The sequence below is a fragment of the Ideonella livida genome (genome assembly GCF_010499455.1).
GTDB classification, from domain to species: Bacteria; Pseudomonadota; Gammaproteobacteria; order Burkholderiales; family Burkholderiaceae_C; genus Ideonella; species Ideonella livida.
Map to the genome: position 1 here is coordinate 70,254 of NZ_JAAGOH010000015.1, position 26,528 is coordinate 96,781.

Below are 26,528 nucleotides of genomic sequence, written 5' to 3' on the forward strand. Positions count from 1 at the left end.
CCACCCCTGCATTGTTTTGCCTATGGCCCGACCCCGCTCCGCCGCCTACGACGACCAGCTCGACCTGATCCTGGCGCAGGCGGCCACGCTGTTTGCGGCACAAGGGTATGCCGCTACCTCGATGAACCAGGTGGCGGCGGCCTGCGGGGTCACCAAGGCCGCCCTCTATCACTACGTCCGCGACAAGCACGAACTGCTGGCCCGGGTGGCGGAAGGGCACGTGCGCCGTCTGCATGCCCTGGTCGAGGAGGTGCTGGGACAGGGCTTGCCGCCGGAGCCCCGGCTGCGCAGCCTCATCACCCGCTTTGTGCAGGCCTATGCCGGCGCGGCCAACGAGCACCGCGTACTCACCGAAGACGTCAACCTCCTGGCAGAAGACGCCCGTGAGCGGGTGCTGAGCATCGAGCGGCAGGTCGTCGGTGCGTTTGCTGACGCGCTGTCGGCCCTGCGGCCGGAGCTGCGCGCCGCCGACCTCCACAAACCCCTGACCATGCTGCTGTTCGGGATGATCAACTGGATGTTCACCTGGTTCCGTCCGGGTGAGCCCCTGACGCCCGAGCAGATGGCCCCGATGGTGGCAGACCTGTTTTTGGGTGGCCTGGGCGCGGTGCGCTGCCCAGCATGAAGAGCCTCCAGACCGACGAGACATCCAAGACGCCTGCCAACAGGCGCGAACCCTGGCGGGCACACCGTGCCGGCCGCATCGCATGCTTCCCCCGGGGAGCCCCAAGGAGACAAGCCTGATGACCCCTCTCAAGCCCCGCCACCCCCTGAAGACGCTGGCCGTGGCCGCCCTTACGAGTCTGACGGCCCTGGCCGGCAGTGCCTGGGCGCAGATCAACGTCGGCGTGACCGTCTCGGCCACCGGGCCGGCCGCTTCGCTCGGCATCCCCGAGAAGAACACCATCGCGCTGATGCCGACCACCATCGCCGGCCAGAAGGTGAACTACATCGTGCTGGACGATGCCTCGGACACCACCAAGGCCGTGGCCAACACCCGTCGCCTGATTACCGAGGATCGGGTGGACGTGATCCTGGGTTCCACCACCACCCCCAACTCCCTGGCCATGATCGACGCTGTGGCCGAAGCCCAGGTGCCCATGATCTCCATGGCGGCCTCGGCGCGCATTATTGAGCCCATGGACGCCAAGCGGCGCTGGGTGTTTAAGACGCCGCAAAACGACATCATGATGTCGCTGGCCATCGTCAGCCACATGAGTGCACAGAAGGTGAAGACGGTAGCCTTCATTGGCTTTGCTGACGCCTACGGTGAAGGCTGGTACGGCGAGTTCACCAAGGCCGCCGGCATCAAGGGCCTGCAGATCGTGGCCAGCGAGCGCTATAACCGTACCGACACCTCGGTCACGGCCCAGGTGCTCAAGGTGATGGCTGCCAAGCCCGATGCCGTGCTGATCGCCGGTTCCGGAACGCCGGCCGCGCTGCCGCAGGCGGCGCTGGTGGAGCGGGGCTATGCCGGCAAGGTCTACCAAACCCACGGCGTGGCCAACAACGACTTCCTGCGCGTGGGGGGCAAGAACGTCGAAGGCACCTTCCTGCCGGCGGGACCGGTGCTGGTGGCTGAGCAGTTGCCGGCGGACCATCCTGTCAAGAAGAGCGCCCTGGCCTATGTGGCCAAGTACGAGGCGGCGCACGGCAAGGGCAGTGTGTCCACCTTCGGTGCCCATGCCTGGGATGCTGGGCTGATGATGACCGCCGCCGTGCCGCAAGCCCTCAAGAAGGCCAAGCCCGGCACACCCGAGTTCCGGGCCGCCCTGCGTGATGCCCTGGAGCAGCTCAAGGAAGTTCCCGGCGCCCACGGCATTTTCACCACCTCGCCGGGCGATCACCTGGGCCTGGACCAGCGCTCGCGTGTGATGGTCAAGATCGAAAACGGGGCTTGGAAGTACCAGGGCGGGCTCTGATCCCCACCACCTGGCCGGGACGGCCCGGCCAGGGCTGCTTGCAGGCGAAGTCAACCGGCCCGCCGATTCTGCGGATGGCCAGGATCAAGCAAGGGCGTTCTCAAGTCTGAAATGCAACACCTCGCCATCCGGTAAGGTGTGGAGATGACGAGACGATTCCAGCAGATGCAGGCCGAAGAGCGCGTGACGTTGGCGGCGCTGCGGCAGCAGGGTCAGAGCCTGCGGCAGATCGGGCAGGTGCTCGGGCGCAGTGCGGGCAGTCTGAGCCGGGAGCTCAAGCGCAATTCGACGGCCACGGGCTACACGTCGAAGGCGGCGGACGCGGCCTGCCGAGCCCGCCGAGTGGCCGCGCGTTCGCCGCGCAAGCTGGATGTCTGCGGCCCGCTGTGGCCGATCGTCGCGCACCAGCTGATGAACCTGTGGTCGCCACAGCAGATCGCCAAGGTCTTCCGCCAGCTTTGGCCTGATGATGCCGGGATGCACGTGTCGCACGAGACGATCTACAACGCGATATACGCGTACCCCAAAGGCGATCTGCGCAAGCAGCTGCTGGCGTGTCTGCGCCATGGTCAGACGGGGCGCAGGCCGCGTTCGGCTGGCAAGGACCGGCGCGGCCAGTTGCCCGACATGGTGAGCATCCATGTGCGCCCGCCCGAGGTGGAAGACCGCGTGATGCCGGGCCACTGGGAGGGTGACCTGATCAAGGGCGCGGGCAACAAATCCTGCGTGGGCGTGCTGGTGGAGCGCACGACGCGCCTGGTGCTGCTGGCGTGGATGCCCGACGCGACCGCGGAGTCGGCGCTGGCGGGCTTCACGGCCAAGCTGAACTCGATCACCGAACCGATGCGCAAGACCTTGACGTACGACCGGGGCAAGGAGATGGCTCGGCACCGCGAGCTGGCGCTCAACACCAAGATTCGGGTGTACTTCTGCGATCCGTACAAGCCGTGGCAACGCGGCAGCTGCGAGAACACCAACGGGCTGCTGCGCCAGATGCTGCCCAAGGGCACGGACCTGTCGGTGCATGATCAGCAAGCGCTGGATGCGATCGCGGACCTGCTCAACAACCGACCGCGGCAGACCCTGGGCTGGCGCAGCCCGATCCAGGCCTTCCGCGAGATGATGCAGCGCGTTGCCGAACAGGACGTGGCCGCGGTTCATTGATGATGCAATCCGGTGGGGTGTTGCATTTCAGACTTGAGAACGCCAAGAAAAAAGCCCGCTAAGCATGCTTAGCGGGCTTTTTAACTTGGCTCCCCGACCTGGGCTCGAACCAGGGACCTACGGATTAACAGTCCGGCGCTCTACCGACTGAGCTATCGGGGAAGGGTTTGGTATGTCGACCAAGGCAAACGGTGGCACCTTGGCGTCTTAACTTCAGTTCTTTGGCTCCCCGACCTGGGCTCGAACCAGGGACCTACGGATTAACAGTCCGGCGCTCTACCGACTGAGCTATCGGGGAACTGAGCCTATGATTATAGGGGCAAGCTTTTCAGCTTTGCAAGCCCTTTTTGCGATTCACTCTAAAAAAGTTTCGCGGCGGGCTTGCCGGGTCTCAGCGAACGATTTCGCTGAGCTTGTTCTTGCGGTCCTTCCACTCCTCGGCGTCCGGGAGCGGGCTCTTGCGCTTGGTGATGCTGGGCCAGGACTTGGCCAGATCGGCGTTGAGCTGGATGTAGACCTGCTGGTCGGCGGGCACGTCCTCTTCGGGCAGGATGGCGTTGACCGGGCACTCGGGGATGCAGACGGCGCAGTCGATGCACTCATCGGGATCGATGGCCAGGAAGTTGGGGCCTTCGCGGAAGCAATCGACGGGGCAGACGTCGACGCAGTCGGTGTACTTGCAGCGGACGCAGGCTTCGGTGACGACGTGGGTCATGGGGTCAAGGTCAGTAGGGTGAGGCCATAGGCCCCGGGATCCAGGGGGTGCGAAGGGCTGCGGGGCCGCTGGCGGCGCCCGGCAAAACCCAACATTTTAGGCGTTGGCGTCAGGGCTGGCGTGATGATCCGCAAGCGTGCAGGGAGACAGCGGCGCGGCACCCACACCGATGGTGACCACGGTGGGCCGACCCGCATGCAAATCGGCGGCACGTTCCAGGTCGTCCAGCGCGTGCTCGCTGGCTTTTTGATCCGGCCAGCCCGCGCGGCTGACGGTGTAGACGCGGGTCTGCAGCGGCCAGCCCTGGGCCAGCAGGTGCCGGGCCAGGTCCGGCAGGTGTCGACCGGCCATGTAGAAGACCTGCGTCTCGCCGGCCCGCTGCGGCTGGATCAGAAAGTCGCGGGTCATCGCCGTGGTCAGGCTCACGCTGCGGCCGGACCCGCGGCGGGTGAGTGGGCGACCGGCGGCTGCGGCAGCGGCCAGCGCCGCCGTGACCCCCGGGATGACCTCGAAGTCGATGGCGGCGGCCAACAGGGCCTGGATTTCTTCCTCCAGGCGACCAAAGACGCTGGGGTCTCCGCCCTTGAGTCGGGCCACACGGTGGCCCGCCAAGGCATGGGCCACCAACTGCCGGTTGATCTCGGCCTGCGGTGTGCTGTCCTGGAAGCCGCGCTTGCCCACGTGGATCCACTGGGCATCGGGGCAATATTCGCGCAGCGCAGGGTCCACCAAGGCGTCGGCGAGCACCACGCTGGCCTGACCCAAGGCGCGGGCACCCCGCACGGTGATGAGGTCCGCGCTGCCCGGGCCGGCGCCGATGAAGACGACACGCCCCGGAGAGCCCGCCGGGACAGGGCCGGGCAAGGGATCAGGCGGCGACGGAGGTGTCGTCATGCTGGGTCTGGCGCACGTGCAGGCCGCATTCCTTGGCCTTCTCGTCTTCCCACCACCAGCGACCGGCGCGGAACTCCTCGCCCACGGCGATGGCGCGGGTGCAGGGGGCGCAGCCGATGCTGGGCATGAACTGGTCGTGCAACACGTTGTGGGGGACCTGATGCTGCGCAATGTAGTGCCAGATGTCTGCCCAGGTCCATTCCAGCAGCGGATTGAACTTCACGCGGCCATTGGGTTCGGTCTCGCGGTCGGTCATGGTGCTGCGGTTGGCCGACTGCTCGCGACGCAGGCCGGTGACCCAGGCGCTGCGGTCGGCCAGCATGCGGCCCAGGGGCTCCAGCTTGCGGACTTGGCAGCAGGCCTTGCGCAGCTCGATGCTCTCGTACATGGCCTTTTCGCCATGCTTGCGCACGAAGTGCACCACCGCCTCTGCCTGCGGGCGGTAGAGCTCCACCTTCAGGCCGTAGCGCGCTTCGATCTGGGGCACCAGGGCCAGGGTTTCGGCGTGCAGGGCACCGGTCTCCAAGGTGCCGATGGCGATGGGCAGTTGGTGGCGGGCGATCAGGTCCGTGAGCACCATGTCCTCGGCGCCCAGGCTGTTGGCCAGCACAATGCGGCCGGGATGGGCCTCGGCCGCTTCATGCAGCCAAGCCACAGTCTGGGCCACACGCTCCTCATGGCCCGGGGTGTGGCGCGCATACAGGCCGATGGCACTGGAGCCGCCCAGGTCGGGCAGGGCGGAGAACTCGACGGCGGAGGTGGTCATGCGGCGGTCCTGGCGAACAGGGGGCGCGCTTGGGTGGCGTCACCCTGGTAGTGGGACGGGATGTGGGTGAGGGTGCGGCGGGCGCTCTCCTCGTTCTGGTCGTGGCGCAGGCGCACCTGGCTGAAGCCGGTCCGGGCCAGCAGGGGCACCATGTCTACCAGCACGTCGCCGCTGGCGCGCACCTCGCCGCTGTAACGCAGGCGGGCACGCAGCACATGGGCCTGGCTGTAGGCCCGGCCATCGGTCCACTTGGGGAACTGCAGCACCACCAGGGCCAGTCGTGGCAGGTCGGCAGCGAGTTCCTCGACTTCGGCGGTGTTGGCCAGGATCACGCCGGTGGCCAGGCCCGCGGGCCAGGTGTCGCGCACCGCATGCCACTGTTCCAGGGTCAGAAGGGCATGGTCGACGGGCTTGGGGTGCGGCTGCGGACCGTCCTCACCGCCCACGGTGTGCCAGGTGTTGTCGTGCGAAGAGATGAATTGCATGGCAGGAGATCCGAGGGGGGTCAGGCAGTCAGGGCTTCGTCACGGGCGGTCGCGTGGCGCACGGCATCGGTGGCGGCGCGCAGCGGGGGCACGCCCACACGGCGCACGGTGTCCACAAAGCGCTCGCCCGCCTGACGCTCGCGGCGGTACACCTCGATCAGCGCCTCGACCACGTCAGCCACTTCCTCCGCCGCAAACGACGGGCCGATCACCTTGCCGGGCAGCGGGGCGCCGCTCAGCGTGGAGCCGTCGGAGCCCCCCACCGACACCTGGTACCACTCCTTGCCATCCTTGTCGACGCCGAGGATGCCGATGTGCCCGGTGTGGTGGTGGCCGCAGGAGTTCATGCAGCCGCTGATGTGCAGGTCAATGTCGCCCAGGTCGTAGAGCGCGTCGAGATCGTCGAAACGTTCGGTGATGTCCGCGGCGATCGGGATGGAGCGGGCATTGGCCAGGGCACAGAAATCACCGCCAGGGCAGGCGATCATGTCGGTCAGCAGGCCGATGTTGGGCAGCGCGAAGCCGGCGTCCGTGGCCGCATGCCACACCGCCAGCAGGTCAGCCTCACGCACCCAGGGCAGCACCAGGTTTTGGTCGTGCGACACGCGCAGCTCACCCAGCGAGTAGCGGTCGGCCATGGTGGCGGCCAATTCCATCTGCTCGCTGGTCACATCGCCAGGGGCCTGGCCCGGGCGCTTGAGCGACAGGGTGACGGCGCGGTAGCCGGAGACGCGGTGGCCGTGGACGTTGCGCTCCAGCCAGCGCAGGAAGGCGGCAGGGGCCTGGCCGGTGCGGTGCGGGTCAAAACCACCCACCGCCGGACGGACGCCCGCCGGATCCTGGAAGTGCACCGCCACACGGTCCAGTTCGCTGGCCGGGATGAGGTGGTCGCGGCCGCCTGCATCCACGTTGAGGATCTTGTCGAACTCGGCGTTGACGGCGTCGAAGTACTTCTGGCCCTCGGCCTTGACCAGGATCTTGATCCGGGCCTTGTAGGCGTTGTCGCGGCGGCCGAAGCGGTTGTAGACGCGGACGATGGCCTCGAGATAAATCAGGATCTGCTGCCAGGGCACGAAGGCGTTGATCACCGAACCGATCACGGGCGTGCGGCCCATGCCGCCGCCCACGTAGACCTTGAAGCCCACCTCGCCGGCGTCATTCTTGAGCAGTTGCAGACCGACGTCATGCCAGGCAATGGCGGCGCGGTCTTCGGCGGCGCCACTGACCGCGATCTTGAACTTGCGCGGCAGGAAGGCGAACTCAGGGTGCAGCGTGCTCCACTGGCGCAGGATCTCGCAGTACGGGCGCGGATCGACGATCTCGTCCGGGGCAATGCCAGCAAAGCAGTCGGTGGTGATGTTGCGGATGCAGTTGCCGCTGGTCTGGATGCCGTGCATGTCCACCTCGGCCAGCAGGTCCATGGCATCAGCGGCTTTGGGCAGCGCAATCCAGTTGTACTGCAGGTTTTGCCGAGTGGTGAAGTGGCCGAAACCGCGGTCCAGGTCGCGGGCGATCACGGCCAGCTGGCGCAGTTGGCGGCTGTGCAGTTCGCCGTAGGGGATGGCCACGCGCAGCATGGGGGCGTGGCGCTGGATGTACCAGCCGTTCTGGAGGCGCAACGGACGGAAGTCGTCGTCGGCCAGCTCGCCGGCCAAGTTGCGATCGAGCTGGTCGCGGAACTGCGCGGCGCGTTGACGGATGAACTGGCGGTCGAAGTCGGTGTACTGGTACATGGGGATCGGGGCAGCTGATGCCAAGGCGGCATTCTGCGGATTCCTCATATGCTTGTGAACGACTTCTTTTTTATCTCTTTATTCTCCTGAGGAATAAAGCGCGGCACAGAGGTCCTGCAGCCGACCGATGGAGCGGTCAGCGGTGGCTGCGACCTCCTCCGAAAAAAAAGAACCCGGCCATGGCCGGGTCTTGAAGGGTACCGGAACGGTGTGCGTTCGAAGGTACCGAGGAGACAAGCGTAACGGCGTGCGCCAAGCGCTCGCCGCGACACCCTCAGGGCCCTCAGGCCTTGCGGGTGGTCTTGGGGGCAGCCTTGACGGCGGTGGCGGTCACGGCCTGGAAGTTGGCTTCAGCCACTTCGGCGGCTTGCTTGGCGGCCTTCTGCACGCTCTCGTAGGCGTTGGTGGCAGCGGCCATGGCCGACTTCACCAGGGCCACGGCGTTCTCAGTGCCGGCAGGGGCGTTCTTGACGGCGCTGTCGAAGGAAGCGGCGAACTTCTTCTGGGCGTCGGTCAGGGTGGCTTCGGCGGCCTTCACCACTTCGGCGTTGGTGGCGGCAAAGATGTCGTACAGCTGGCGGCTGTAGGCAGCGGCCTTCTCAGCGGACGGCTGCAGCATGCCGGCTTGCAGGGCCAGCAGTTCCTGGGCGTCCTTCACGGACAGGGCCGCCTTGGTGGAGTCGGCGGTTTCGCTCAGCGAGGCCTTGGCCACTTGCAGGTTCAGCTCGACCAGCTTTTCCACGCCTTCGAAGGCCTTGTTGGTGAGGTCGAACAGGGTCTCGACGTTGGCCTTCTGGGCAGCGACCAGTTGTTCAGCAGTCAGCATGGCATTTCTCCGGAGTCTCGGTTGAGGGAAGTTGTGGCAGCCAGACTTTTGTGCGCTGCAACATGGTTCCCAGTATGGGGGGCGGAGAACTGCTGCGCAAGTGTTTTTTGTGCAGCGCAACAAAAGTTTCATCCACCGCTGCGGCGCGTGTGCGTTTTGCCGCGGGGGCGGCCCTTGCGGGGCTTTCGCGCAGGAGACAGGCTGGTGCTCGGCGGCTGGCCAAGAATGGGGGCAGATCCTCCTTCCACATGCCATGCTGGCCTACACCTCAGACCACCACGAACTGCCGCTGCCGCCGGGCCACCGTTTCCCGATGGCCAAGTACGCCATGCTCCGGGAGCGGGTAGCGCAGGCGTTGCCCGGCGTGCGGCTGGCGCCTGCACCCGCCGCCAGCGAGGGGGAATTGGCGCTGGTGCACCATCCGCAATACGTGCAGGCGGTGGCACAGGGGACCCTGAGCCCACAGCAGGCGCGTGAGATCGGCTTTCCTTGGTCCCCCCAGATGGCGGAGCGCTCCTGCCGCTCGGTCGGGGCCACCGTGGCCGCGGCCCGGGCCGCGTTGCGCGAAGGGGTGGCCGCCAACCTGGCGGGCGGGACCCACCATGCCTACGCGGACCGCGGCTCGGGCTACTGCGTGTTCAACGACGTGGCGGTGGCGGCGCGCCTGATGCAGGCCGAGCACCGCCGCCATCGGCCTGAGCCGCTGCAGGTGCTGGTGATCGACTTGGACGTCCACCAGGGCAACGGCACGGCGGCCATCTTCCAGGGGGATGCCTCGGTCTTCACCCTGTCGCTGCATGGGGCCCGCAACTTTCCCTTCCGCAAGGAGGCCTCTGACCTGGACGTGGAGTTGCCCGACGGTTGCACGGACGCGCCCTACCTCTCAGCCCTGGACGAGGCCCTGTCCAGCGTCTGGCAACGGTTGCAGGATCGACCGGTGGGGTTGTGCTTCTATTTGGCTGGGGCCGATCCGCATGAGGACGACCGCCTGGGCCGGCTCAAGCTCAGCGCCGAAGGACTGGCGATGCGCGACCGCCGTGTGCTGGACGCCTTGGCCGCGCGGCGCATTCCGGTGGCCTTGAGCATGGCCGGGGGCTACGGACGAGACATTGCCACCACGGTGGGGCTGCAATGCCGCACCCTCTGCTTGGCCTGGGAGCATTGGGTGCGCTGGCAGGCGGGCCCCCGCGGTGCCTCGCCGGTGCAATCGGCCCTCGCATGAGACAGAGGTCCACCGCCCCAGGGCGTTGCGCCACGCCAAACCCCTCTTCAGCTTCTCTCGCCTTGGGAGCCCGTCCGCCTTCCACCATGACTGCCATGACCGCCATGACCACCATCCCTGCGCCGCGGCCCCATCCCCAGCACCGCGACACCTATCGAGCCTTCCGTCCGATCGCCACCCGATGGATGGACAACGACGTCTATGGGCATGTCAACAACGTCGTGTACTACAGCTACTTCGACACGGCGGTCAACGGCTACCTGATCGACGCCGGGGTCCTCGACATCCAGGCCGGCGCCACCATCGGCCTGGTCATCGAGACCCAGTGCAACTACTTTGCCCCGCTGGCCTTTCCCCAGTCCATCGAGGCGGGTCTGCGTGTGGCGCACCTGGGCAGCTCCAGCGTGCGCTACGAGATCGGCCTGTTTGCGCACGGTGAGTCCACCACCGCGGCGGCCGGCCACTTTGTCCATGTCTATGTGGACCGTCAGAGCCGGCGGCCGGTGCCCTTGCCGCAGGCGCTCAAGACGGCCCTCCAGCCTCTGTGCAACTGAGGCCGTGAGTCCGCCGGTGTTCCGGCCTTTCTCTTCTTGGACCAGCTTCCCATGAACCCCTCAGACGCCATCGCCGCAGTCGATGCGGCCATCACCGGACGCCATTCCATGCGGGCCTACCTGAGCACGCCGGTGCCGCGGGCCCAGATAGAAGACATCCTGGCGGTGGCCGCCCGGGCCCCCTCGGGCACCAACACCCAGCCCTGGCAGGTGCATGTGCTCACCGGTGCCGCGCTGCAGCGCTTCACGCGACGTCTGGGCGAGGCCTTCGATGACCCAGCCCAGCGGGAGGCGCACGCCGAGGAATATGACTATTACCCCCGGCAATGGGTGTCGCCCTACATCGACCGCCGGCGCAAGGTGGGGTGGGACCTGTACGGCCTGCTGGGCATCGGCAAGGCGGACAAGCTGCGTATGCATGCCCAGCATGCGCGCAACTTTCAATTCTTCGGGGCGCCGGTCGGGTTGATCTTCACGATCGACCGCCTGATGGGGCAGGGCAGTTGGCTGGACTACGGCATGTTCCTGCAGAACGTGATGGTGGCGGCCCGCGCGCGGGGCTTAGACACCTGTCCGCAGGCGGCGTTCACGCAGTTCCATCGGCTCATCCAGGAGGAACTGGGGCTGGCCGCGGACCAGATGGTGGTGTGCGGCATGGCGCTGGGCCATGCCGACCCGGCGGCGGTGGAGAACTCGCTGGTCACTGAGCGCGAACCCGTCTCGGGGTTTACCCGGTTTCTGGAGGCCTGATCAGCGGGCATTCAACCCATCTTCAGAGACGGCTTCCTAGAATCGCGCCCCGCCTGAGCCCCCCGCCCGGGGGCGGGCGAGCAAGAAAGAAGGACGTCGATGAACTGCAAGCGCCTGATGCGGGCGGGATGGGCCCTGGGGCTGGGACTGGCGCCCATGTGGGCCGGTGCGGCTGAACTTGACGGCGCCAGCTTGGGCGCCTGGTGGGGCGTGCCCTTTGCGGGCATGCTGCTGTCCATCGCGCTGATGCCATTGCTGGTGCCGTTCTTTTGGCACCACCATTTCGGCAAGGTGGCCGCCGGTTGGTCGCTGGCTTTCTTGCTGCCGTTTGCGGTTTTGCAGGGGCCTGGCGTTGCGGTGGGACTGGTCAGCCACACCCTGGTGGCCGAGTACCTGCCCTTCATCATTTTGCTGACGGCGTTGTTCACGGCGGCCGGCGGCATCTATGTGCGCGGCAACCTGCACGGCAGTCCGCTGCTCAACACCGGCCTGCTGGCGGGCGGGGCGGCACTGGCCAGCCTGATGGGGACCACGGGCGCCTCCATGCTGTTGATCCGACCGCTGATCCGCGCCAATGACAACCGCCGCCACGTCACCCATGTCATGGTGTTCTTCATCTTCATCGTCAGCAACGCCGGCGGCTCCCTCACGCCGCTGGGCGATCCGCCCCTGTTCCTGGGTTTCCTCAAGGGTGTGGAATTCACCTGGACGATCCGCCACATCTTTCCGGAGACACTGTTCCTGGTCGGCGCGCTGCTGACCCTGTTCTTTGTGGTGGACAGCTACTGGTACCGCAAGGAAGGCGTGACGCCGGCCGACCCGACGCCGGACGACCACCGCTTTGGTTTGGACGGTGCCATCAACTTCCTGCCTTTGGCTGGGGTGGTGGGTCTGGTGCTGATGAGCGGCACCTGGAAGCCCGGCATCACCGTGCCCTTGCTGGGGCAGGAGGTGGGGCTGGAGCAGGTCCTGCGTGACCTGGGCCTGGTGGCGCTGACCTTCCTGTCCCTGGCCATCACCCCCAAAGGCGTGCGCGAGGCCAACCAGTTCTCCTGGGGGCCCATGCAGGAGGTGGGCAAGCTGTTTATCGGCATCTTCCTGACCATGGTGCCGGTGCTGGCCATGCTCAAGGCGGGGGAGGCGGGCGCCTTTGCCGCCGTCACCCGCGCGGTGACCGGACCTGACGGCCAGCCGCTGCCCTGGGCCTACTTCTGGATCAGCGGGGCCCTCAGCTCCTTCCTGGACAACGCGCCGACTTACCTCGTGTTCTTCAACCTGGCCGGCGGTGATCCTCAGGTGCTGATGACCACGCTGGCCACCACCCTGGCCGCGATCTCGGCGGGCTCGGTGTTCATGGGGGCCAACACCTACATTGGCAACGCCCCGAACTTCATGGTCAAGGCCATCGCCGAGGAGCGCGGCGTGCGCATGCCCAGTTTCTTCGGCTACATGCTCTGGTCCGGCGGCATTCTGATTCCGCTGTTCCTGGTGATGACTTGGATCTGGTTCTGACCATGGCAAACGATGTCCTGAGGGAAGCTGCAACCGGGTCTGCACCCCGGGCCCGGGTGCTGGTGGCCCGCCCGGTCTTTGCCGAGGTGCACGAGCGGCTCGGCCAGCATTTCGACCTGCGCAGCCACGACAGCGACGTGGCCCTGCAAGGTCCCGCCCTGGCTCACGCGCTGCAGGACTGCGAGGGGGTCTTCATCGCCGGTGTCGAGCAGATCGACGCTGCGCTGCTGCAGGCCTGTCCGCGGCTGCGGGCGGTCTGCAGCATGGCCGTCGGCTACAACAACATCGACCTGCAGGCCTGCACCGCACGGGGCGTGCTGGTCAGCAATGCCCCGGACGTGTTGACGGAAACCACCGCCGACTTCGGCTTTGCGCTGATGATGGCCACGGCGCGGCGCCTCAGCGAGTCCGAGCACTTTCTGCGCCGCGGGGATTGGAAAGCCTGGCGCTACGACCTGTTTGCCGGCGCCGATGTGCACGGCAGCACACTGGGCATCCTGGGCATGGGCCGCATCGGGCAGGCGATCGCCCGTCGCGGCGTCCTGGGATTTGGCATGCGACTGGTCTACCACAACCGCAGCCGGCTACCCGCCCCCACCGAGGCGTCGCTGGGGGCGCAGTGGCTCGAGCGTGATGCCTTGATGGCCGAAGCGGACCACCTTGTCATCGTGGTGCCGTATGGTCCGGAAAGCCACCATCTGGTGGGGGCCGCGGAGCTGGCCCGGATGAAACCCACGGCCACTCTCACCAACATTGCCCGTGGCGGTGTCGTGGACGACGCCGCCCTGGCGCGGGCCTTGCGCCAAGGGCAGCTGGCCGCGGCGGGTCTGGACGTCTTCGAAGGCGAGCCTCAGGTGCATCCCGAATTGCTGGCGCTGTCCAACGTGGTGCTCACGCCTCATATCGCCAGCGCCAGTTTGGCTACCCGCCGTGCCATGGCGCTGCTGGCAGCCGACAACCTGGTGGCGGCCCTGACCGGGGGCGAACCGCCCACGGCGCTCAATCCGCAAGTGCTGGCGCTTCGGCAGCCGGGCTGAGACATGGAGACGCCTCTGTGGGCTGTGGTCGGGTTGGTCCTGCTGCTGCTGAACTTGGCGCTGCTGGTCGTCTTGACCTGGCGCCGGCCAGCCATGGCGCCACCGCAGCCGCTGGTCGACCTGGCTGAGGCGCTCCGCGCCCAGCAGCAGACGCTGGAGCGTCTGGAGCGCGAGCTGCGCGACGAGATCCAGGACAACGCCCGCGCGGGCCGTGCGGAACAGCACCAGGGCCTGGCTGTGGCGCAGCGCACCTTGATGGCCCAGGGGGCTGAACTGGGTCGCACCCAGCAGGCGCAATTGCGCAGCCTGAGTGAGGGGCTGGATCGGCGCGTGGCCGAGCTGAGGCTGGCGGTGGAGCAGCGCTTGGCCGCCCTGCAAGATGGCAACGAGCGCAAGCTTGAACAAATGCGCGCCACGGTGGACGAAAAACTGCACGCCACCCTGGAGCAGCGCCTGGGCGAGAGCTTTCGCCAGGTGGCTGAACGGTTGGAGCAGGTGCACCAGGGGCTCGGCGAGATGCAGGGGCTGGCCCGCGACGTGGGCTCTCTGAGCCGGGTGCTGGGCAACGTCAAGAGCCGTGGGGTGTTGGGTGAGCTTCAGCTGGCAGGTCTGCTGGAGCAGGTCTTTGCGCCGGAGCAGTACGCCACGAATGTGGAGACGGTGCCGGGCAGTGGGGCGCGGGTGGAGTTTGCCCTGCGGCTGCCAGGGCGGGGCCCGGGACTGGGCCCGGTCTGGCTGCCGATCGACGCCAAGTTTCCCCGCGAGGACTACGAGCGTCTGCAGGCCGCCCAGGACGCGGCGGACGCTGTGGCCGCCGAGCAGGCGGCCCGGGCGCTGGAGCAGCGACTGCGGACGGAGGCTAAGACCATCCGCCACAAGTATGTGGCCAGCCCCCACACCACCGATTTCGCCCTGCTGTTCCTCCCCACCGAGGGTTTGTATGCCGAAGCCCTGCGCCGGCCGGGCCTGGTGGAGGCCTTGCAGCGCGAGCATCAGGTGGTGCTGGCCGGGCCGACCACCCTGCTGGCATTGCTCAACAGCCTGCAGATGGGTTTCCGCACGCTGGCGCTGGAGCAGCGCAGCACGGAAGTCTGGGAGGTGCTGGGCGGGGTCAAGGCCGAGTTCGGCCGTTTTGGGGAGGTGCTGGCCAAGACCCGCCGCAAACTGGAAGAGGCCAGCCAGAGCATCGAGTCTGCCGAGGTGCGCACGCGGGCCATGGCCCGGCGCCTGCGCGACGTGGAGGCCCTGCCGGGTCAGGCCTCGCCGGCTGCTGAGGCCCCGGACTGAGCAGCGGCCCGCGCCGCGGTCTGAGCCTTGACTTGGGCCTCTTCACCCCAAACCCGCTGGCGCGGTGCTGGCCATGGGCCCGGGTCGGTGAGGTGTTTCAGAACACGATCCGCGGCGCATTGCCCGGATTGGCCGGCGGTGCAGGAGGCGCCGCGGGTGGAGCCTCCGGGGGTTGCGACGCGGCAGGGGCAGTAGCCACTGGCGGTGCCAGCGGCCGCACCGGCGGCGCTTGGTAATTGCGGGGCAGCTGGGATTCCTCGGGATACCCGGCCGCGTCCAGCAACTGGGCCCAGTCCGGACCCGTGCCCTTGCTCTGCTGCTTGCCCACCAGCAACACCGGCAGTGTCTGCTCGCCGGTCAGGCGTTTGAGCACCAAGGCATCCGCCGCCGTCTCCACGCTCAGTTCCTTGAACGGGATGCCCCGCTTGCGCAGGTAGTCACGTCCCATGTCGCAGGCGCGGCAGTCCTTGCGGGCATAGAGCGTGACCGGGAACTGCCGCACCGCATCCGCCAAGGCCTTGGGCAGGTTGGCGGTGGAGGGCGCGCCGCCACCGGTTTCGGTGGGCAGGCGCAACGTGGTTCCGGTGCTGCCGGGGGGCGGTGGCTGGTCGCTGTAGGTGACCTTGCCATCCGGGCCGACGATGCGGTATTGGGCCAGCAAGGGCGAGGCGGACAAGAGCAGCAGCAGGCCGGCAAGACCGGCGCCACAACGCGCAAGGGGAGAGGTGCGGCGCATGGAGGGCGAAAACAGGGTGGCGGGATGGGAAGGTGGCGATCGGCTCCTGGAGCGGCGAGCCGCCGCCCACCTGCGCCGGCGCCACCGGCGCCTGCTTCAGGCGGCCATGCCCTGATGGCGCAGCAGCGCGTCGATGCGGGGCTCACGGCCTCGGAAGGCCTTGAAACTCTCCAGCGCCGGCCGGCTGCCACCCACCTCCAAGATCTCCTGACGGTAACGCCGGCCCGTCGCCACGTCCAGCGCGCTCGTCTCCTCAAAGGCGCTCCAGGCGTCCGCTGAGAGCACTTCCGCCCATTTGTAGCTGTAGTAGCCGGCCGAATAGCCGCCCGCAAAGATGTGGGAGAAGGTGTTGGCCGGCCGCGCGTAGGGCGGCGGCTGGATCAGGGCCACTTCCTGCCGCACCTCCTGTGCGATGGCCTGCACCTGGGTGGCACTGCCTGCTTCGGCATGCAGGCGCATGTCGAACAGGCCGAACTCCACCTGGCGCAGCGTCTGGAGACCAGACTGGAAATTCTTGGCCGCCAGCATCTTGTCGTAGAGCGCGCGCGGCAGCGGCTCGCCGCTGTCCACATGCCCGCTGAGGTGCTGGAGCACCTCCCACTCCCAGCAGAAGTTCTCCATGAACTGGCTGGGCAGTTCCACCGCGTCCCACTCCACCCCGCCGATGCCGGAGACGCTGAGCTCCTCCACCCGGGTGAGCAGGTGGTGAAGGCCATGACCGAACTCATGGAACAAGGTGATCACGTCGTCGTGGGTCAGCAGGGCCGGGCGTGCCCCCACCGGCGGCGCGAAGTTGCACACCAGGTAAGCCACCGGCGTCTGCAGGGTGCCGGTGTCAGGCCGCTGCCAGCGGTCGCGGGCGCTGTCCATCCAGGCGCCCGGGCGCTTGCCCACGCGGGCGTGCGGATCCAGGTAGAACTCGCCCACCAGCGCGCCGTGCCGCTCGATGCGGAAGCACTGCACCGTCTCATGCCAGACGGGAGCGGTCGTCGGACAGATGGCCACCTCAAACAGGGTCTCGATGATGCCGAACAGGCCCTTGAGCACCTTGGGCAGGGGCAGGTAGGCCTTGACCTCCTGCTCGCTGAAGGCATAACGGGCCTCCTTGAGCTTCTCGCCCACGTAGGCGGTGTCCCAAGGCTGCAGGGTATCGATGCCCAACTCGGCCGCGGCGAACTGGCGCAGGTCCGCCAGGTCCTTTTCGGCGCTGGGGCGCGCACGTCGCGCCAAGTCCCGCAGGAACTCGAGCACCTGGGCGGGGCTGTCGGCCATCTTGGTCGCCAGGGAGACGTCGGCGTAGCTGCCGAAGCCCAGCAGGTTGGCCTCCTCCGCGCGCAGGGTGAGAAGCTCGGCCATCACCGGGGCGTTGTCCAGGGCTGCGGGGCCCTGTTCGCTGGCACGGGTGACGTAGGCGCGGTAGAGCGTCTCTCGCAAGCTGCGGTCGGCTGCGTACTGCATCACCGGCAGGTAGCTCGGCATGTGCAGGGTGAGCTTACAGCCGGGCTGGCCATCGGCCTGGGCGGCTGCGCGGGCGGCCGCCACCACGTCCTCGGGCATCCCCGCCAGCCGCTCTGGCGGCAGGTAGAGCTTGAAGGCGTCGGTGGCGTCCATCACGTGCTGGGAGAAACTGTGGCCCAGCTCGGCCATGCGGTCCTGCAGGGCCGCGAAGCGCTCTTTGGCGGCCCCTAGCAGGTCGGCCCCCCCCAGGCGGAAATCGCGCAGCCAATGAGACAGGGCCTGACGCCGCGCCGGGCTCAGCGACTGCGCTGCCGGGCTGGCGGCCAGCGCCTTGTACTTGGCGTAGAGCCGCTCGTCGCTGCCCAGGCGGGTGTAGAACTCGGTGATCTTGGGCAAGTTCTCGGTATGCGCGGCCCGCAGTGCTGGCGTGTCGGCCACATGGGCCAGGTGGTTCACCACCCCCCAGGCGCGTCCCAGCCGCTCGGTGGCCACCGACAGCACAGCGGCCAGGGCGTCATAGTCGGCCGGCACATCGGGCCCGACGGCCTGCTCCAGCGCCTGGCGGGCCTGCGTCAGCAGCTCGTCCAGGGCGGGAGTGATGTGCTCGGGGCGGATGGCATCGAAGGCGATGGCCGAGTCGAACTGCAGCAGGGGGTTGCTCATGCGGGCAAAGGCGTCTGGAGGGCGTCGGTGGACGGGTGTCGGGATGGTGTCACAGGCCGGCGCGTTCGGCCGCTTCCAGGGTATTGACCAGCAGCATGGTGATGGTCATGGGGCCCACGCCACCCGGCACCGGGGTGATCCAGCCGGCCACGTCACGGATACCGGCGAAGTCCACGTCACCGCAGAGCTTGCCCTCATCGTTGCGGTTCATGCCCACGTCGATCACCACGGCGCCGGGCTTGACCATGTCGGCCGTCAGCACATTGCGCTTGCCCACCGCCGCGACGATGACGTCGGCCTGGCGGGTATGGTGCGCCAGGTCGGCGGTGCCACTGTGGCAGACGGTGACGGTGGCGTTGGCTGCCAGCAGCATCATGGCCATGGGCTTGCCCACGATGTTGGAGCGGCCGATGACCACGGCATGCTTGCCGCGCAGATCGGCCATGCCGATGGATTCGAGCATCTTCATGCAGCCATAGGGCGTGCAGGCCTTGAAGCCCACCTCGCCCACCATCAGGGCGCCGGCGCTGGCGACGTGGAAGCCGTCAACGTCCTTGGCTGGCGAGATGGCCTCGATCACCTTATGGTCGTCGATGTGTGCAGGCAGGGGCAGCTGCACCAGGATGCCGTGGATGCTGGGGTCTTGGTTCAGGGCCTCGATGCGCGCCAGCAACTCGGCCTCGGTCAGAGAGGCGTCGTACTTCTCCAGCACCGAGTGGAATCCCACGTCACCGCAGGACTTGACCTTGTTGCGCACATAGACCTGGCTGGCCGGGTTCTCTCCCACCAGGATCACAGCCAGGCCCGGCTGCCGCCCCTTGGCGGTGAGGTCGGCGGCGCGGCGGGCGACCTCGCCACGCAGTTGCTGGGACAGGGCATTGCCATCGATCAGTTGTGCGGTCATCCAATGGGCCTTTCTGAAAGCAAGAAGGCCGCTGAACTCAGCGGCCTGGATGGGGGAGGGGAAGAGGTGTCGGCCGATCAGGCCTTGGCGCCATTGGCCCCGAGGGCGATCTTGAGCAGATCGGCCACGGTGTTGGCGTTGAGCTTCTCCATGATGTTGGCGCGGTGCGCCTCCACCGTCTTGATGCTGATGCCCAGGTCGTCGGCAATCTGCTTGTTCAGGCGGCCGGCGACGATGCGCTCGAGCACCTGCGCCTCCCGGGTGGTCAGGCGCGAGAGCAGGGCGTCGCGGCTGGCTTGTTCCTGGTGGTGGCTGAAAGCGACGCGGGCCTGGTCCAGCATGCGCTCAACCAGTCCGAGAAGCTCCTCTTCCTTGAAGGGCTTCTCGATGAAGTCCATCGCGCCCTTCTTCATCGTGTTGACCGCCATGGGCACGTCCCCGTGGCCGGTGATGAAGACGATGGGCAGCGGGCTGCGCCGCTCCAGCAGTCGGTCCTGGAGTTCCAAGCCGCTCATGCCGTCCATGCGGATGTCGGCGATCAGGCAAGCGACCTCGCGGGGGTCGAAGCGGGAGAGGAAGGACTCGGCCGAATCGAAGCACTTGACACGGTAATCCTTGCCTTCGAGCAACCATTGCAAGGAATCACGGACGGCCTCGTCGTCATCGACGACATAGACCGTACCTTTCTTCGGGATCAGGCTCATGAAGATGCGGCGTTGGGGTTGGACGCGGCGGCCTCATCGGGCACTTCGGGCACGTTCGGCACGTCGGCGCGCTGGGACAGGTCCACCGGGAGGGTGAAGGTCATCCGACACCCGACCACGGTCGATCCATTGTAGAGGTTCTGGGCCTTCATCCTGCCCTGGTGAGACTCGATGATGGATCGGCACAACGACAGGCCTATGCCCATGCCCTCGGCCTTGGTGGAGTGGAAGGCCTCGAACAGGCGGGCCAGCGCCTCCTCGCTCATGCCGGGGCCCATGTCGGTGACGCTGAACTCGATGGCGCCACCGTCCTCCGGGGTGTGGCGGGGCACCACGCGCAGTTCGATGTTGCGACGCGAGGCCGGCATCTGGGCCATGTCGATCGCCTCGGCGGCGTTCTTGAGCAGGTTGAGCAGCACCTGCTCAATCAGGATGGGGTCGACATGCAACTCGGGCAGGCGCTGCGCCACATAGTTCTGCAGTGCCACCTTGCGGCGCTTGAGTTCGATGGACGCCAGTTCCAGGGCGTCGTCGACGATGGTCTGCACCCGCACCGACTGCCGCTGGGGTCCGCTGCGCTTGACGAAGTTGCGGATGCGGTGGATGACCTGCCCGGCCCGCTCGGCCTGCTTGGCCGTCTTCTGCAGCGCCGCCACCAAGTCTTCCTGGCCGATGCTGCCGGCCCGCACGCGGCTGACCATGCCGTTGCAGTAGTTGGTGATGGCGGTCAGCGGCTGGTTGAGCTCGTGGGCGACCGAGGAGGCCATCTCGCCCATGGTGATCAGGCGGCTGGCCACCTGGGCGCGGTCCTCCTGCTGCCGGGCCTGCTCCTCGAGCTGCAGCCGGGTGGTGATGTCGGTGGCGATGATCATGTGGGCCAGGCGGCCGTCGGTCCATTGCAGGTAGCGGCCACGAACGTCAAACCACATCTGCAGCGCTTCCACATACACCTCACGGGTCTGGCCACCCGCTTCGGTCAGCTCCTGGGTCGGCAGGCCGGAGAGCGTGTCCACCGGGTCCTCGGCGTCCGTGCCACTGGTGGGCGGCGCGGTGTTGGCCAGCAGGCTGTGCCCCTTGGCGTCGGCGCCGAACCACAGGCGGTAGGAACGGTTGCAGAACAGCAGCTCACCTTGCTGCACCGAGAGCACCGAGACCGCCGCCTCCAGCCCTTCCAGCACGGTGGTGAAGCGTTCGTGTGAGGCGCTGAGCTGGTCGCGGATGCGCTTGGCTTCGGTGATGTTGGTCATCGAGGTCATCCAGCCGGTCTGGTGACCCTTGGGGTCGATCAGGGGCGAGACGTACATCCGCGCATCAAAGACCGAGCCATCCTTGCGCATCACCTTGACCTCTATGCCGCCGGCCGGGCTGCGGCCTTGCAGCTCTTGTTGCAGCAGTCGGGAGTTCTCCTCGATGCGGTCCGGCGGCCAGTAGGGAAAGGGCGGCTTGCCATTGAGCAGTTCGGATTCGGTGTAGCCGGTCATGGCGCAGAAGGCCGGGTTGACGTAGGTGACCCGGCCGTCCATGTCCATGGCGCGCATGCCGGTGAGCATGGAGTTCTCCATCGCCCGGCGGAAGTTGGTCTCCTGCACCAGGGCGTTCTGGATCTGGGTGCGCCGGCGCACGTGGCGCCAGGTGCCCAGCAGCATCCACAGCGTGAGCACGCTCAGCGCCACCACCATCCAGAACAGGGTGTTGCCGATCAGGCCAATGGAGGTGCGGTAGCCCTGGCCCTTGAGCACCAGGCCGTTGGCCGCGGGCGTGAGCGGCAGCTCGTAGACCAGCGCCGGTGCCGGCCGGTCGCGGCCGGGCATGGGGGTGACCGTGCCGGCCAGGGTCTGGTCGCCGTTGAGCACGGCGATGGCGTGCCGGCGGGTCACTTCAGCGGGCACCAGATAGCGCAGCATGGCCTCGACCGAATATTCCACCAGCAGGGCACCACTGAAGTTGCCGCGGTCCAGCAGAGGCACCTGAATCTGGAACACCCATTCACCATCTCGTCCGCGGTAGGCGGGCGAATACACCGGCTGACGTCCCAGCCGCGTGGCCATGAAGGTTTCCTCCACCTCGGTGCTGGCCCCGTCGCGGGGCAGCGATGGATGGGGACCCGCCAACTCGTCGCCGCCCTCGGCGCTGGGGTTCTGGGCGTCGTGCAGGGCACGCACCCGCCGGCTGCCGTTGACCCAGGCGATGAGCCTCACCTCGGGACGCTCGACCTGGAAGCTGGCCGCCTGGGCCAGGAAGGCCTCTGCGTCGATGTCGCGGGTGACCACCTCACGCGCCATGCGCACCAGCTGCTCCTGGTTCTCGATGAGGTGCAGCCGGATCTGCTGTTGCGCCACCTCGGTGTCGCGGTGCAGCGCTCCAGAGGAGCGCTCGATCTCCTCGCTGCGCAGGTACCAAAAGGCCGCGGTGATGGCCGCCAGGAACAACAGCACCGACACCAGGGGCCCGATGGTGGCGAAGCGGTCCTGGCGCGAAGGGGACTGGCGGCGCCACCACCGACCCGCCAGGCGGCTGAGGCGGTTGCTGTAGGTCTGCGAGACAAGTGGGCTGGAACTCATGGCCTGTGGATTATCGGCGTCGGCCGCAAGCGCTTGCGCTGACAGTTTGAGGCGGCAATATTCCATAATATGAAATGACTGACCGCTATTTGAAAAACGAGAAAAGCTGTGGGACACTGCGCGCCGTCCTGAAACCCGTTCTGGGACCCCCATCTGCTGAGGAGACAAGTTCCATGTCCGCCACCCCCCCGAACCTGCTGCGCGCCGAGGCGCTGGATGCCGATGCGCAGGAGACCCGCGAATGGCTTGACGCGCTGAGTGCCGTCATCGAAGCCGAGGGTCCGGATCGCGCCCACTTCCTGCTGGAGAAGCTGCTGTCCGACGCCCGTCAACACGGCGTGGACATGCCTTTCTCGGCGACGACCGCCTACGTCAACACCATTCCGCCGGAGCAGGAAGAGCGCTGCCCGGGCAACATCGAGATCGAGGAGCGCCTGCGCGCTTACATGCGCTGGAACGCCATGGCGATGGTGGTCAAGGCCAACCGCCACAACCCCGAGGACGGCGGCGACCTGGGCGGTCACATCGGCTCCTTCGCCTCGCTGGCCCACATGTTTGGTGCCGGCTTCAACCACTTCTGGCATGCCGAAGGGGCTGACCACGGCGGCGACTGCATCTATTTCCAGGGCCATGTGTCGCCTGGCGTGTATGCACGCGCCTACCTGGAAGGCCGCTTGACCGAGGAGCAGCTGCTGAACTTCCGCCAGGAGGTCGACGGCAAGGGCCTGTCAAGCTACCCGCACCCCAAGCTGATGCCGGGCTTCTGGCAGTTCCCGACCGTCTCGATGGGCTTGGGCCCCTTGATGGCCATCTACCAGGCCCGTTTCCTGAAGTACCTGCATGCCCGTGGCATTGCCAACACCGAGAACCGCAAGGTGTGGGTGTTCTGCGGCGACGGTGAGATGGACGAGCCCGAGAGCCTGGGCGCCATCGGCCTGGCCGCCCGTGAGAACCTGGATAACCTGATCTTCGTCATCAACTGCAACCTGCAGCGCCTGGATGGCCCGGTGCGCGGCAACGGCAAGATCGTGCAGGAGCTCGAAGGCGAATTCCGCGGTGCGGGCTGGAACGTGATCAAGCTGCTGTGGGGCGGCAACTGGGATCCGCTGCTGGCGCGCGACAAGGATGGCGCCCTGCGCAAGTTGATGATGGACACCCTGGACGGCGACTACCAGTCGTTCAAGGCCAATGACGGCGCCTATGTGCGCAAGAACTTCTTCGGCCGCGACCCCAAGACGCTGGAGATGGTGTCCAAGATGTCCGACGACGACATCTGGGCCCTCAAGCGTGGCGGCCACGACCCCCAGAAGGTGTTTGCCGCGTTCGACCGCGCCGTCAAGCACAAGGGTCAGCCGACCGTGCTGCTGGTCAAGACCGTCAAGGGCTTCGGCATGGGCAAGGTCGGTGAAGGCAAGAACACGGTCCACCAGACCAAGAAGCTGACCGACGAGGACATCAAGGCCTTCCGCGATCGCTTCAACATCCCAGTGTCGGACGCCGATCTGCCCAAGATCCCGTTCTACAAGCCGGCCGATGACACGCCGGAAATGAAGTATCTGCACGAGCGCCGCAAGGCCCTGGGCGGCTACCTGCCGCAGCGCCGCGTCAAGGCCGAGGAGAGCTTCACCGTGCCCGCGCTGGAGAACTTCAAGGCCGTGCTGGAGCCCACCGCCGAAGGCCGTGAGATCTCCACCACCCAGGCCTATGTGCGCTTCCTGACCCAGCTGCTGCGTGACCAGGCCCTGGGCCCGCGCGTGGTGCCCATCCTGGTGGACGAAGCCCGGACCTTCGGCATGGAAGGCCTGTTCCGCCAAGTGGGCATCTACAACCCGCTGGGCCAGCAATACACCCCGGTCGACAAGGACCAGGTGATGTATTACCGCGAGGACAAGGCCGGCCAGATCCTGCAGGAAGGCATCAACGAAGCCGGCGGCATGTCGAGCTGGATCGCGGCGGCCACCAGCTACAGCACCAGCAACCGCATCATGGTGCCGTTCTACGTGTACTACTCGATGTTCGGCTTCCAGCGTATCGGCGACCTGGCCTGGGCCGCCGGTGACATGCAGGCCCGTGGCTTCCTGCTGGGTGGCACGTCCGGCCGGACCACGCTGAACGGTGAAGGCCTGCAGCACGAAGACGGCCACAGCCACATCCTGGCCGGCACGATTCCGAACTGCGTGTCCTACGACCCGACCTTCGCGCACGAAGTGGGCGTGATCCTGCACCATGGCCTCAAGCGCATGGTGGAGAAGCAGGACAACGTCTTCTTCTACCTGACCCTGCTCAACGAGAACTACCCGATGCCCGGCCTGAAGGCGGGCACCGAGGAAGAGATCATCAAGGGCATGTACCTGCTGGAAGAGGGCGCCAAGATCCTGCCGCGCGTCAACCTGATGGGCTCCGGCACCATCCTGCGCGAGTCCATGGCCGCCAAGAAGCTGCTGGAAGAGGACTGGGGTGTTGCCGCCAACGTCTGGAGCTGCCCGAGCTTCAACGAACTGGCCCGTGACGGCCAGGACTGCGAGCGCTTCAACCTGCTGCACCCGACCGAAGCGGCCCGTGTGCCCTTCATCGCCCAGCAGCTCGACGGCCACCCGGGCCCGGTCATCGCCTCGACCGACTACATGAAGAACTACGCCGAGCAGGTGCGCGCCTTCATCCCGAAGGGCCGGACTTACAAGGTGCTGGGCACCGACGGTTTCGGCCGCTCGGACTTCCGCAGCAAGCTGCGTGAGCACTTCGAGGTCAACCGCTACTACGTCGTGGTGGCCGCGCTGAAGGCGCTGGCAGACGAAGGCACGGTGCCGATGGCCAAGGTGGCCGAGGCCATCGCCAAGTACGGTCTGAAGACCGACAAGATCAACCCGCTGTACGCCTGATGCGGGAGGGCCGAACCGGCCCGGCCGCTGCGCTGCCCAACGGCGGTGTGCGGCCGAGCCTTTCGGCACCCGCTCCACGACTGGAGACACACAACATGGCATTGGTTGAAGTCAAAGTCCCCGACATCGGGGACTTCAAGGAAGTCGCCATCATCGAACTGCTGGTCAAGGTGGGTGACACCGTCAAGGCCGAGCAGAGCCTGATCACCGTGGAGAGCGACAAGGCCTCCATGGAGATCCCGTGCAGCCACGCTGGCGTGGTCAAGGAACTCAAGGTGGCGCTGGGCGACAAGGTGAGCGAAGGCTCGCTGCTGTTGATGCTGGAAGTGGCCGGCGATGCCGCTGCGACCGCACCCGCACCCGCACCCGCACCTGCGGCAGCTCCGGCTCCCGTGGCGGCGGCAGCCCCCGCCCCGGTGGCTGCCGCTCCGGCCGGCCGCATCGAGGTGCTGGTGCCCGACATTGGCGACTTCAAGGACGTGGCCGTCATTGAGTTGCTGGTCAAGGTGGGCGACACCGTGAAGGTGGAACAAAGCCTGATCACCGTGGAGTCCGACAAGGCCTCGATGGAGATCCCCTCGTCGCATGCCGGCGTGGTCAAGGAACTCAAGGTCGCCCTGGGTGACAAGGTCAACATCGGCTCGTTGATCGCAGTGATCGAAGGCGTGGGCACCGCCCCTGCTGCAGCGACCGCTGCCGCCCCGGTGGCAGCGGCCCCCGTGCCGGCGGCTGTCAGCGCGCCGGCCCCGGTGGCCGCTGCCGCAGTGGCTGTGGCCGCGCCGGCCCACAACCCGGGCGCTCCCGTGCTGGGTCTGCCGCACGCCTCGCCCAGCATCCGCAAGCTGGCGCGCGAGCTGGGCGTGCCGCTGGCCGAGGTCAAGGGTTCCGGCCTGAAGGGTCGCATCACCCAGAACGACGTGCAGGGCTTCGTCAAGGGCGTGATGGCCGGCGACGTGCAGACCGCCGCCCAGAAGGCCAAGGCCCCGGCCGCCGCCCCGGCCGCCGCCGGTGGCGCCTTCCCCGGCCTGCTGCCCTGGCCGCAGGTCGACTTCGCCAAGTTCGGCCCGGTCGAGCGCAAGGACCTCTCGCGCATCAAGAAGATCTCGGGCGCCAACCTGCACCGCAACTGGGTGGTCATCCCGCACGTCACCAACCATGACGACGCGGACATCACCGAGCTGGAGGCCTTCCGTGTGCAGCTGAACAAGGAGAACGAGAAGTCCGGCGTCAAGGTGACGATGCTGGCCTTCATGATCAAGGCGGCCGTGGCCGCCCTAAAGAAGTTCCCCGAGTTCAACGCCTCGCTCGACGGCGACCAGATCGTCCAGAAGGGCTACTACCACATCGGCTTTGCGGCGGACACGCCCAACGGCCTGGTGGTGCCGGTCATCCGCGACTGCGACAAGAAGGGCATCTTCGAGATCAGCGCCGAGATGTCGGCCCTGGCCAAGAAGGCCCGCGACGGCAAGCTCGGCCCGGCCGACATGACCGGCGGCTGCTTCAGCATCAGCTCGCTGGGAGGCATCGGCGGCCGCTACTTCACCCCCATCATCAACGCGCCGGAAGTCGCGATCATGGGCGTGTGCAAGAGCCAGATCGAGCCGAAGTGGGACGGCAAGCAGTTCCAGCCGCGCCTGATGCTGCCGCTGTCGCTGTCGTGGGACCACCGCGTCATCGACGGTGCCGCCGCCGCGCGCTTCAACGTCTACTTCGCATCGCTGCTGGCGGACTTCCGCCGCATCGTGTTGTAAGCGGG

At 67.1% G+C, this 26,528-nt stretch carries 22 protein-coding genes and 2 tRNA genes; 11 read left to right on the forward strand and 13 right to left on the reverse strand.

The features are described from left to right. Nucleotides 1–22: 22 nt before the first annotated feature. From G3A44_RS13415 to G3A44_RS13425, 3 genes are all read left to right on the forward strand, one after another. Nucleotides 23–625 carry a TetR/AcrR family transcriptional regulator gene (locus G3A44_RS13415; protein WP_163458031.1) on the forward strand — a complete coding sequence of 201 codons (603 nt, stop codon included), beginning with the start codon at nucleotides 23–25 and terminating at the stop codon, nucleotides 623–625. Nucleotides 626–743: 118 nt separating this feature from the next. Then, a complete protein-coding gene (locus G3A44_RS13420; RefSeq protein WP_163458032.1) occupies nucleotides 744–1,922 on the forward strand; it encodes an ABC transporter substrate-binding protein in 1,179 nt (392 codons plus the stop codon). A gap of 144 nt (nucleotides 1,923–2,066) precedes the next feature. Then, on the forward strand, nucleotides 2,067–3,086 hold the full coding sequence (locus G3A44_RS13425; RefSeq protein ID WP_375138658.1) for an IS30 family transposase: 1,020 nt from the start codon (nucleotides 2,067–2,069) through the stop codon (nucleotides 3,084–3,086). A gap of 86 nt (nucleotides 3,087–3,172) precedes the next feature. On the opposite strand, the gene G3A44_RS13430 is transcribed toward G3A44_RS13425, so the two are convergent. The 8 genes from G3A44_RS13430 to G3A44_RS13465 form a co-directional block, all read right to left on the reverse strand. Next, nucleotides 3,173–3,248 (reverse strand) — tRNA-Asn (locus tag G3A44_RS13430). A 60-nt stretch (nucleotides 3,249–3,308) separates the two neighbouring features. Further along, nucleotides 3,309–3,384 (reverse strand) — tRNA-Asn (locus G3A44_RS13435). Between the two features lie 93 nt (nucleotides 3,385–3,477). Then, complete coding sequence (gene fdxA, locus G3A44_RS13440) at nucleotides 3,478–3,801, reverse strand: ferredoxin FdxA (RefSeq protein WP_163458033.1); 324 nt, start codon at nucleotides 3,799–3,801, stop codon at nucleotides 3,478–3,480. A gap of 96 nt (nucleotides 3,802–3,897) precedes the next feature. Beyond that, nucleotides 3,898–4,665 (reverse strand): uroporphyrinogen-III C-methyltransferase, encoded by a 768-nt coding sequence (gene cobA, locus G3A44_RS13445; RefSeq protein ID WP_239061870.1) that lies wholly within the window; start codon nucleotides 4,663–4,665, stop codon nucleotides 3,898–3,900. Nucleotides 4,666–4,669: 4 nt separating this feature from the next. Continuing rightward, a complete protein-coding gene (locus G3A44_RS13450; protein ID WP_163458035.1) occupies nucleotides 4,670–5,461 on the reverse strand; it encodes a phosphoadenylyl-sulfate reductase in 792 nt (263 codons plus the stop codon). After that, nucleotides 5,458–5,946, reverse strand: a complete 489-nt coding sequence (locus G3A44_RS13455; RefSeq protein ID WP_163458036.1) for a DUF934 domain-containing protein — start codon at nucleotides 5,944–5,946, stop codon at nucleotides 5,458–5,460. The genes G3A44_RS13450 and G3A44_RS13455 overlap by 4 nt, the downstream gene beginning before the upstream one ends. Before the next feature lie 20 nt (nucleotides 5,947–5,966). Further along, a complete protein-coding gene (locus tag G3A44_RS13460) occupies nucleotides 5,967–7,679 on the reverse strand; it encodes a nitrite/sulfite reductase (RefSeq protein WP_163458083.1) in 1,713 nt (570 codons plus the stop codon). Between the two features lie 283 nt (nucleotides 7,680–7,962). Next, nucleotides 7,963–8,505 (reverse strand): phasin family protein, encoded by a 543-nt coding sequence (locus G3A44_RS13465; RefSeq protein ID WP_163458037.1) that lies wholly within the window; start codon nucleotides 8,503–8,505, stop codon nucleotides 7,963–7,965. Between the two features lie 253 nt (nucleotides 8,506–8,758). On the opposite strand from G3A44_RS13465, the gene G3A44_RS13470 reads away from it, so the two are divergent. The 6 genes from G3A44_RS13470 to G3A44_RS13495 all read left to right on the forward strand — a co-directional run bounded on the left by G3A44_RS13470 (nucleotide 8,759) and on the right by G3A44_RS13495 (nucleotide 14,867). Then, nucleotides 8,759–9,727, forward strand: coding sequence for a histone deacetylase family protein (locus tag G3A44_RS13470; protein WP_163458038.1), 969 nt, complete (start codon nucleotides 8,759–8,761; stop codon nucleotides 9,725–9,727). Nucleotides 9,728–9,822: 95 nt separating this feature from the next. Continuing rightward, complete coding sequence (locus G3A44_RS13475) at nucleotides 9,823–10,281, forward strand: acyl-CoA thioesterase (protein WP_163458039.1); 459 nt, start codon at nucleotides 9,823–9,825, stop codon at nucleotides 10,279–10,281. A gap of 51 nt (nucleotides 10,282–10,332) precedes the next feature. After that, nucleotides 10,333–11,031 carry a nitroreductase gene (locus G3A44_RS13480; protein ID WP_163458040.1) on the forward strand — a complete coding sequence of 233 codons (699 nt, stop codon included), beginning with the start codon at nucleotides 10,333–10,335 and terminating at the stop codon, nucleotides 11,029–11,031. A gap of 99 nt (nucleotides 11,032–11,130) precedes the next feature. Then, entirely contained in the window at nucleotides 11,131–12,543 is a 1,413-nt protein-coding gene (locus G3A44_RS13485; protein WP_375138659.1) for a sodium:proton antiporter, read from the forward strand. 2 nt (nucleotides 12,544–12,545) lie between these two features. Continuing rightward, on the forward strand, nucleotides 12,546–13,580 hold the full coding sequence (locus tag G3A44_RS13490; protein ID WP_163458041.1) for a 2-hydroxyacid dehydrogenase: 1,035 nt from the start codon (nucleotides 12,546–12,548) through the stop codon (nucleotides 13,578–13,580). Nucleotides 13,581–13,583: 3 nt separating this feature from the next. After that, on the forward strand, nucleotides 13,584–14,867 hold the full coding sequence (locus tag G3A44_RS13495) for a DNA recombination protein RmuC (protein ID WP_163458042.1): 1,284 nt from the start codon (nucleotides 13,584–13,586) through the stop codon (nucleotides 14,865–14,867). Nucleotides 14,868–14,964: 97 nt separating this feature from the next. Here the strand turns inward: G3A44_RS13495 and G3A44_RS13500 are convergent, their stop codons facing one another. The 5 genes from G3A44_RS13500 to G3A44_RS13520 form a co-directional block, all read right to left on the reverse strand. Then, complete coding sequence (locus tag G3A44_RS13500) at nucleotides 14,965–15,603, reverse strand: DUF4124 domain-containing protein (protein WP_163458043.1); 639 nt, start codon at nucleotides 15,601–15,603, stop codon at nucleotides 14,965–14,967. A gap of 96 nt (nucleotides 15,604–15,699) precedes the next feature. Beyond that, nucleotides 15,700–17,724 (reverse strand): M3 family metallopeptidase, encoded by a 2,025-nt coding sequence (locus G3A44_RS13505; RefSeq protein WP_163458044.1) that lies wholly within the window; start codon nucleotides 17,722–17,724, stop codon nucleotides 15,700–15,702. Nucleotides 17,725–17,773: 49 nt separating this feature from the next. Continuing rightward, nucleotides 17,774–18,628 (reverse strand): bifunctional methylenetetrahydrofolate dehydrogenase/methenyltetrahydrofolate cyclohydrolase FolD, encoded by an 855-nt coding sequence (folD, locus tag G3A44_RS13510; protein ID WP_163458045.1) that lies wholly within the window; start codon nucleotides 18,626–18,628, stop codon nucleotides 17,774–17,776. A 77-nt stretch (nucleotides 18,629–18,705) separates the two neighbouring features. Continuing rightward, nucleotides 18,706–19,332 (reverse strand): response regulator transcription factor, encoded by a 627-nt coding sequence (locus G3A44_RS13515; RefSeq protein ID WP_163458046.1) that lies wholly within the window; start codon nucleotides 19,330–19,332, stop codon nucleotides 18,706–18,708. Then, nucleotides 19,329–21,893: a PAS domain-containing sensor histidine kinase gene (locus G3A44_RS13520; protein WP_163458047.1), complete on the reverse strand. Its 2,565-nt coding sequence runs from the start codon at nucleotides 21,891–21,893 to the stop codon at nucleotides 19,329–19,331. The genes G3A44_RS13515 and G3A44_RS13520 overlap by 4 nt, the downstream gene beginning before the upstream one ends. 173 nt (nucleotides 21,894–22,066) lie before the next feature. Between G3A44_RS13520 and aceE the strand changes: the two genes are divergently transcribed. Next, the gene (aceE, locus tag G3A44_RS13525; protein WP_163458048.1) at nucleotides 22,067–24,772 is read left to right on the forward strand and encodes a pyruvate dehydrogenase (acetyl-transferring), homodimeric type; all 2,706 of its coding nucleotides are present in this window, start codon (nucleotides 22,067–22,069) and stop codon (nucleotides 24,770–24,772) included. Nucleotides 24,773–24,867: 95 nt separating this feature from the next. Further along, on the forward strand, nucleotides 24,868–26,523 hold the full coding sequence (aceF, locus tag G3A44_RS13530; RefSeq protein ID WP_163458049.1) for a dihydrolipoyllysine-residue acetyltransferase: 1,656 nt from the start codon (nucleotides 24,868–24,870) through the stop codon (nucleotides 26,521–26,523). Nucleotides 26,524–26,528: the final 5 nt, after the last annotated feature.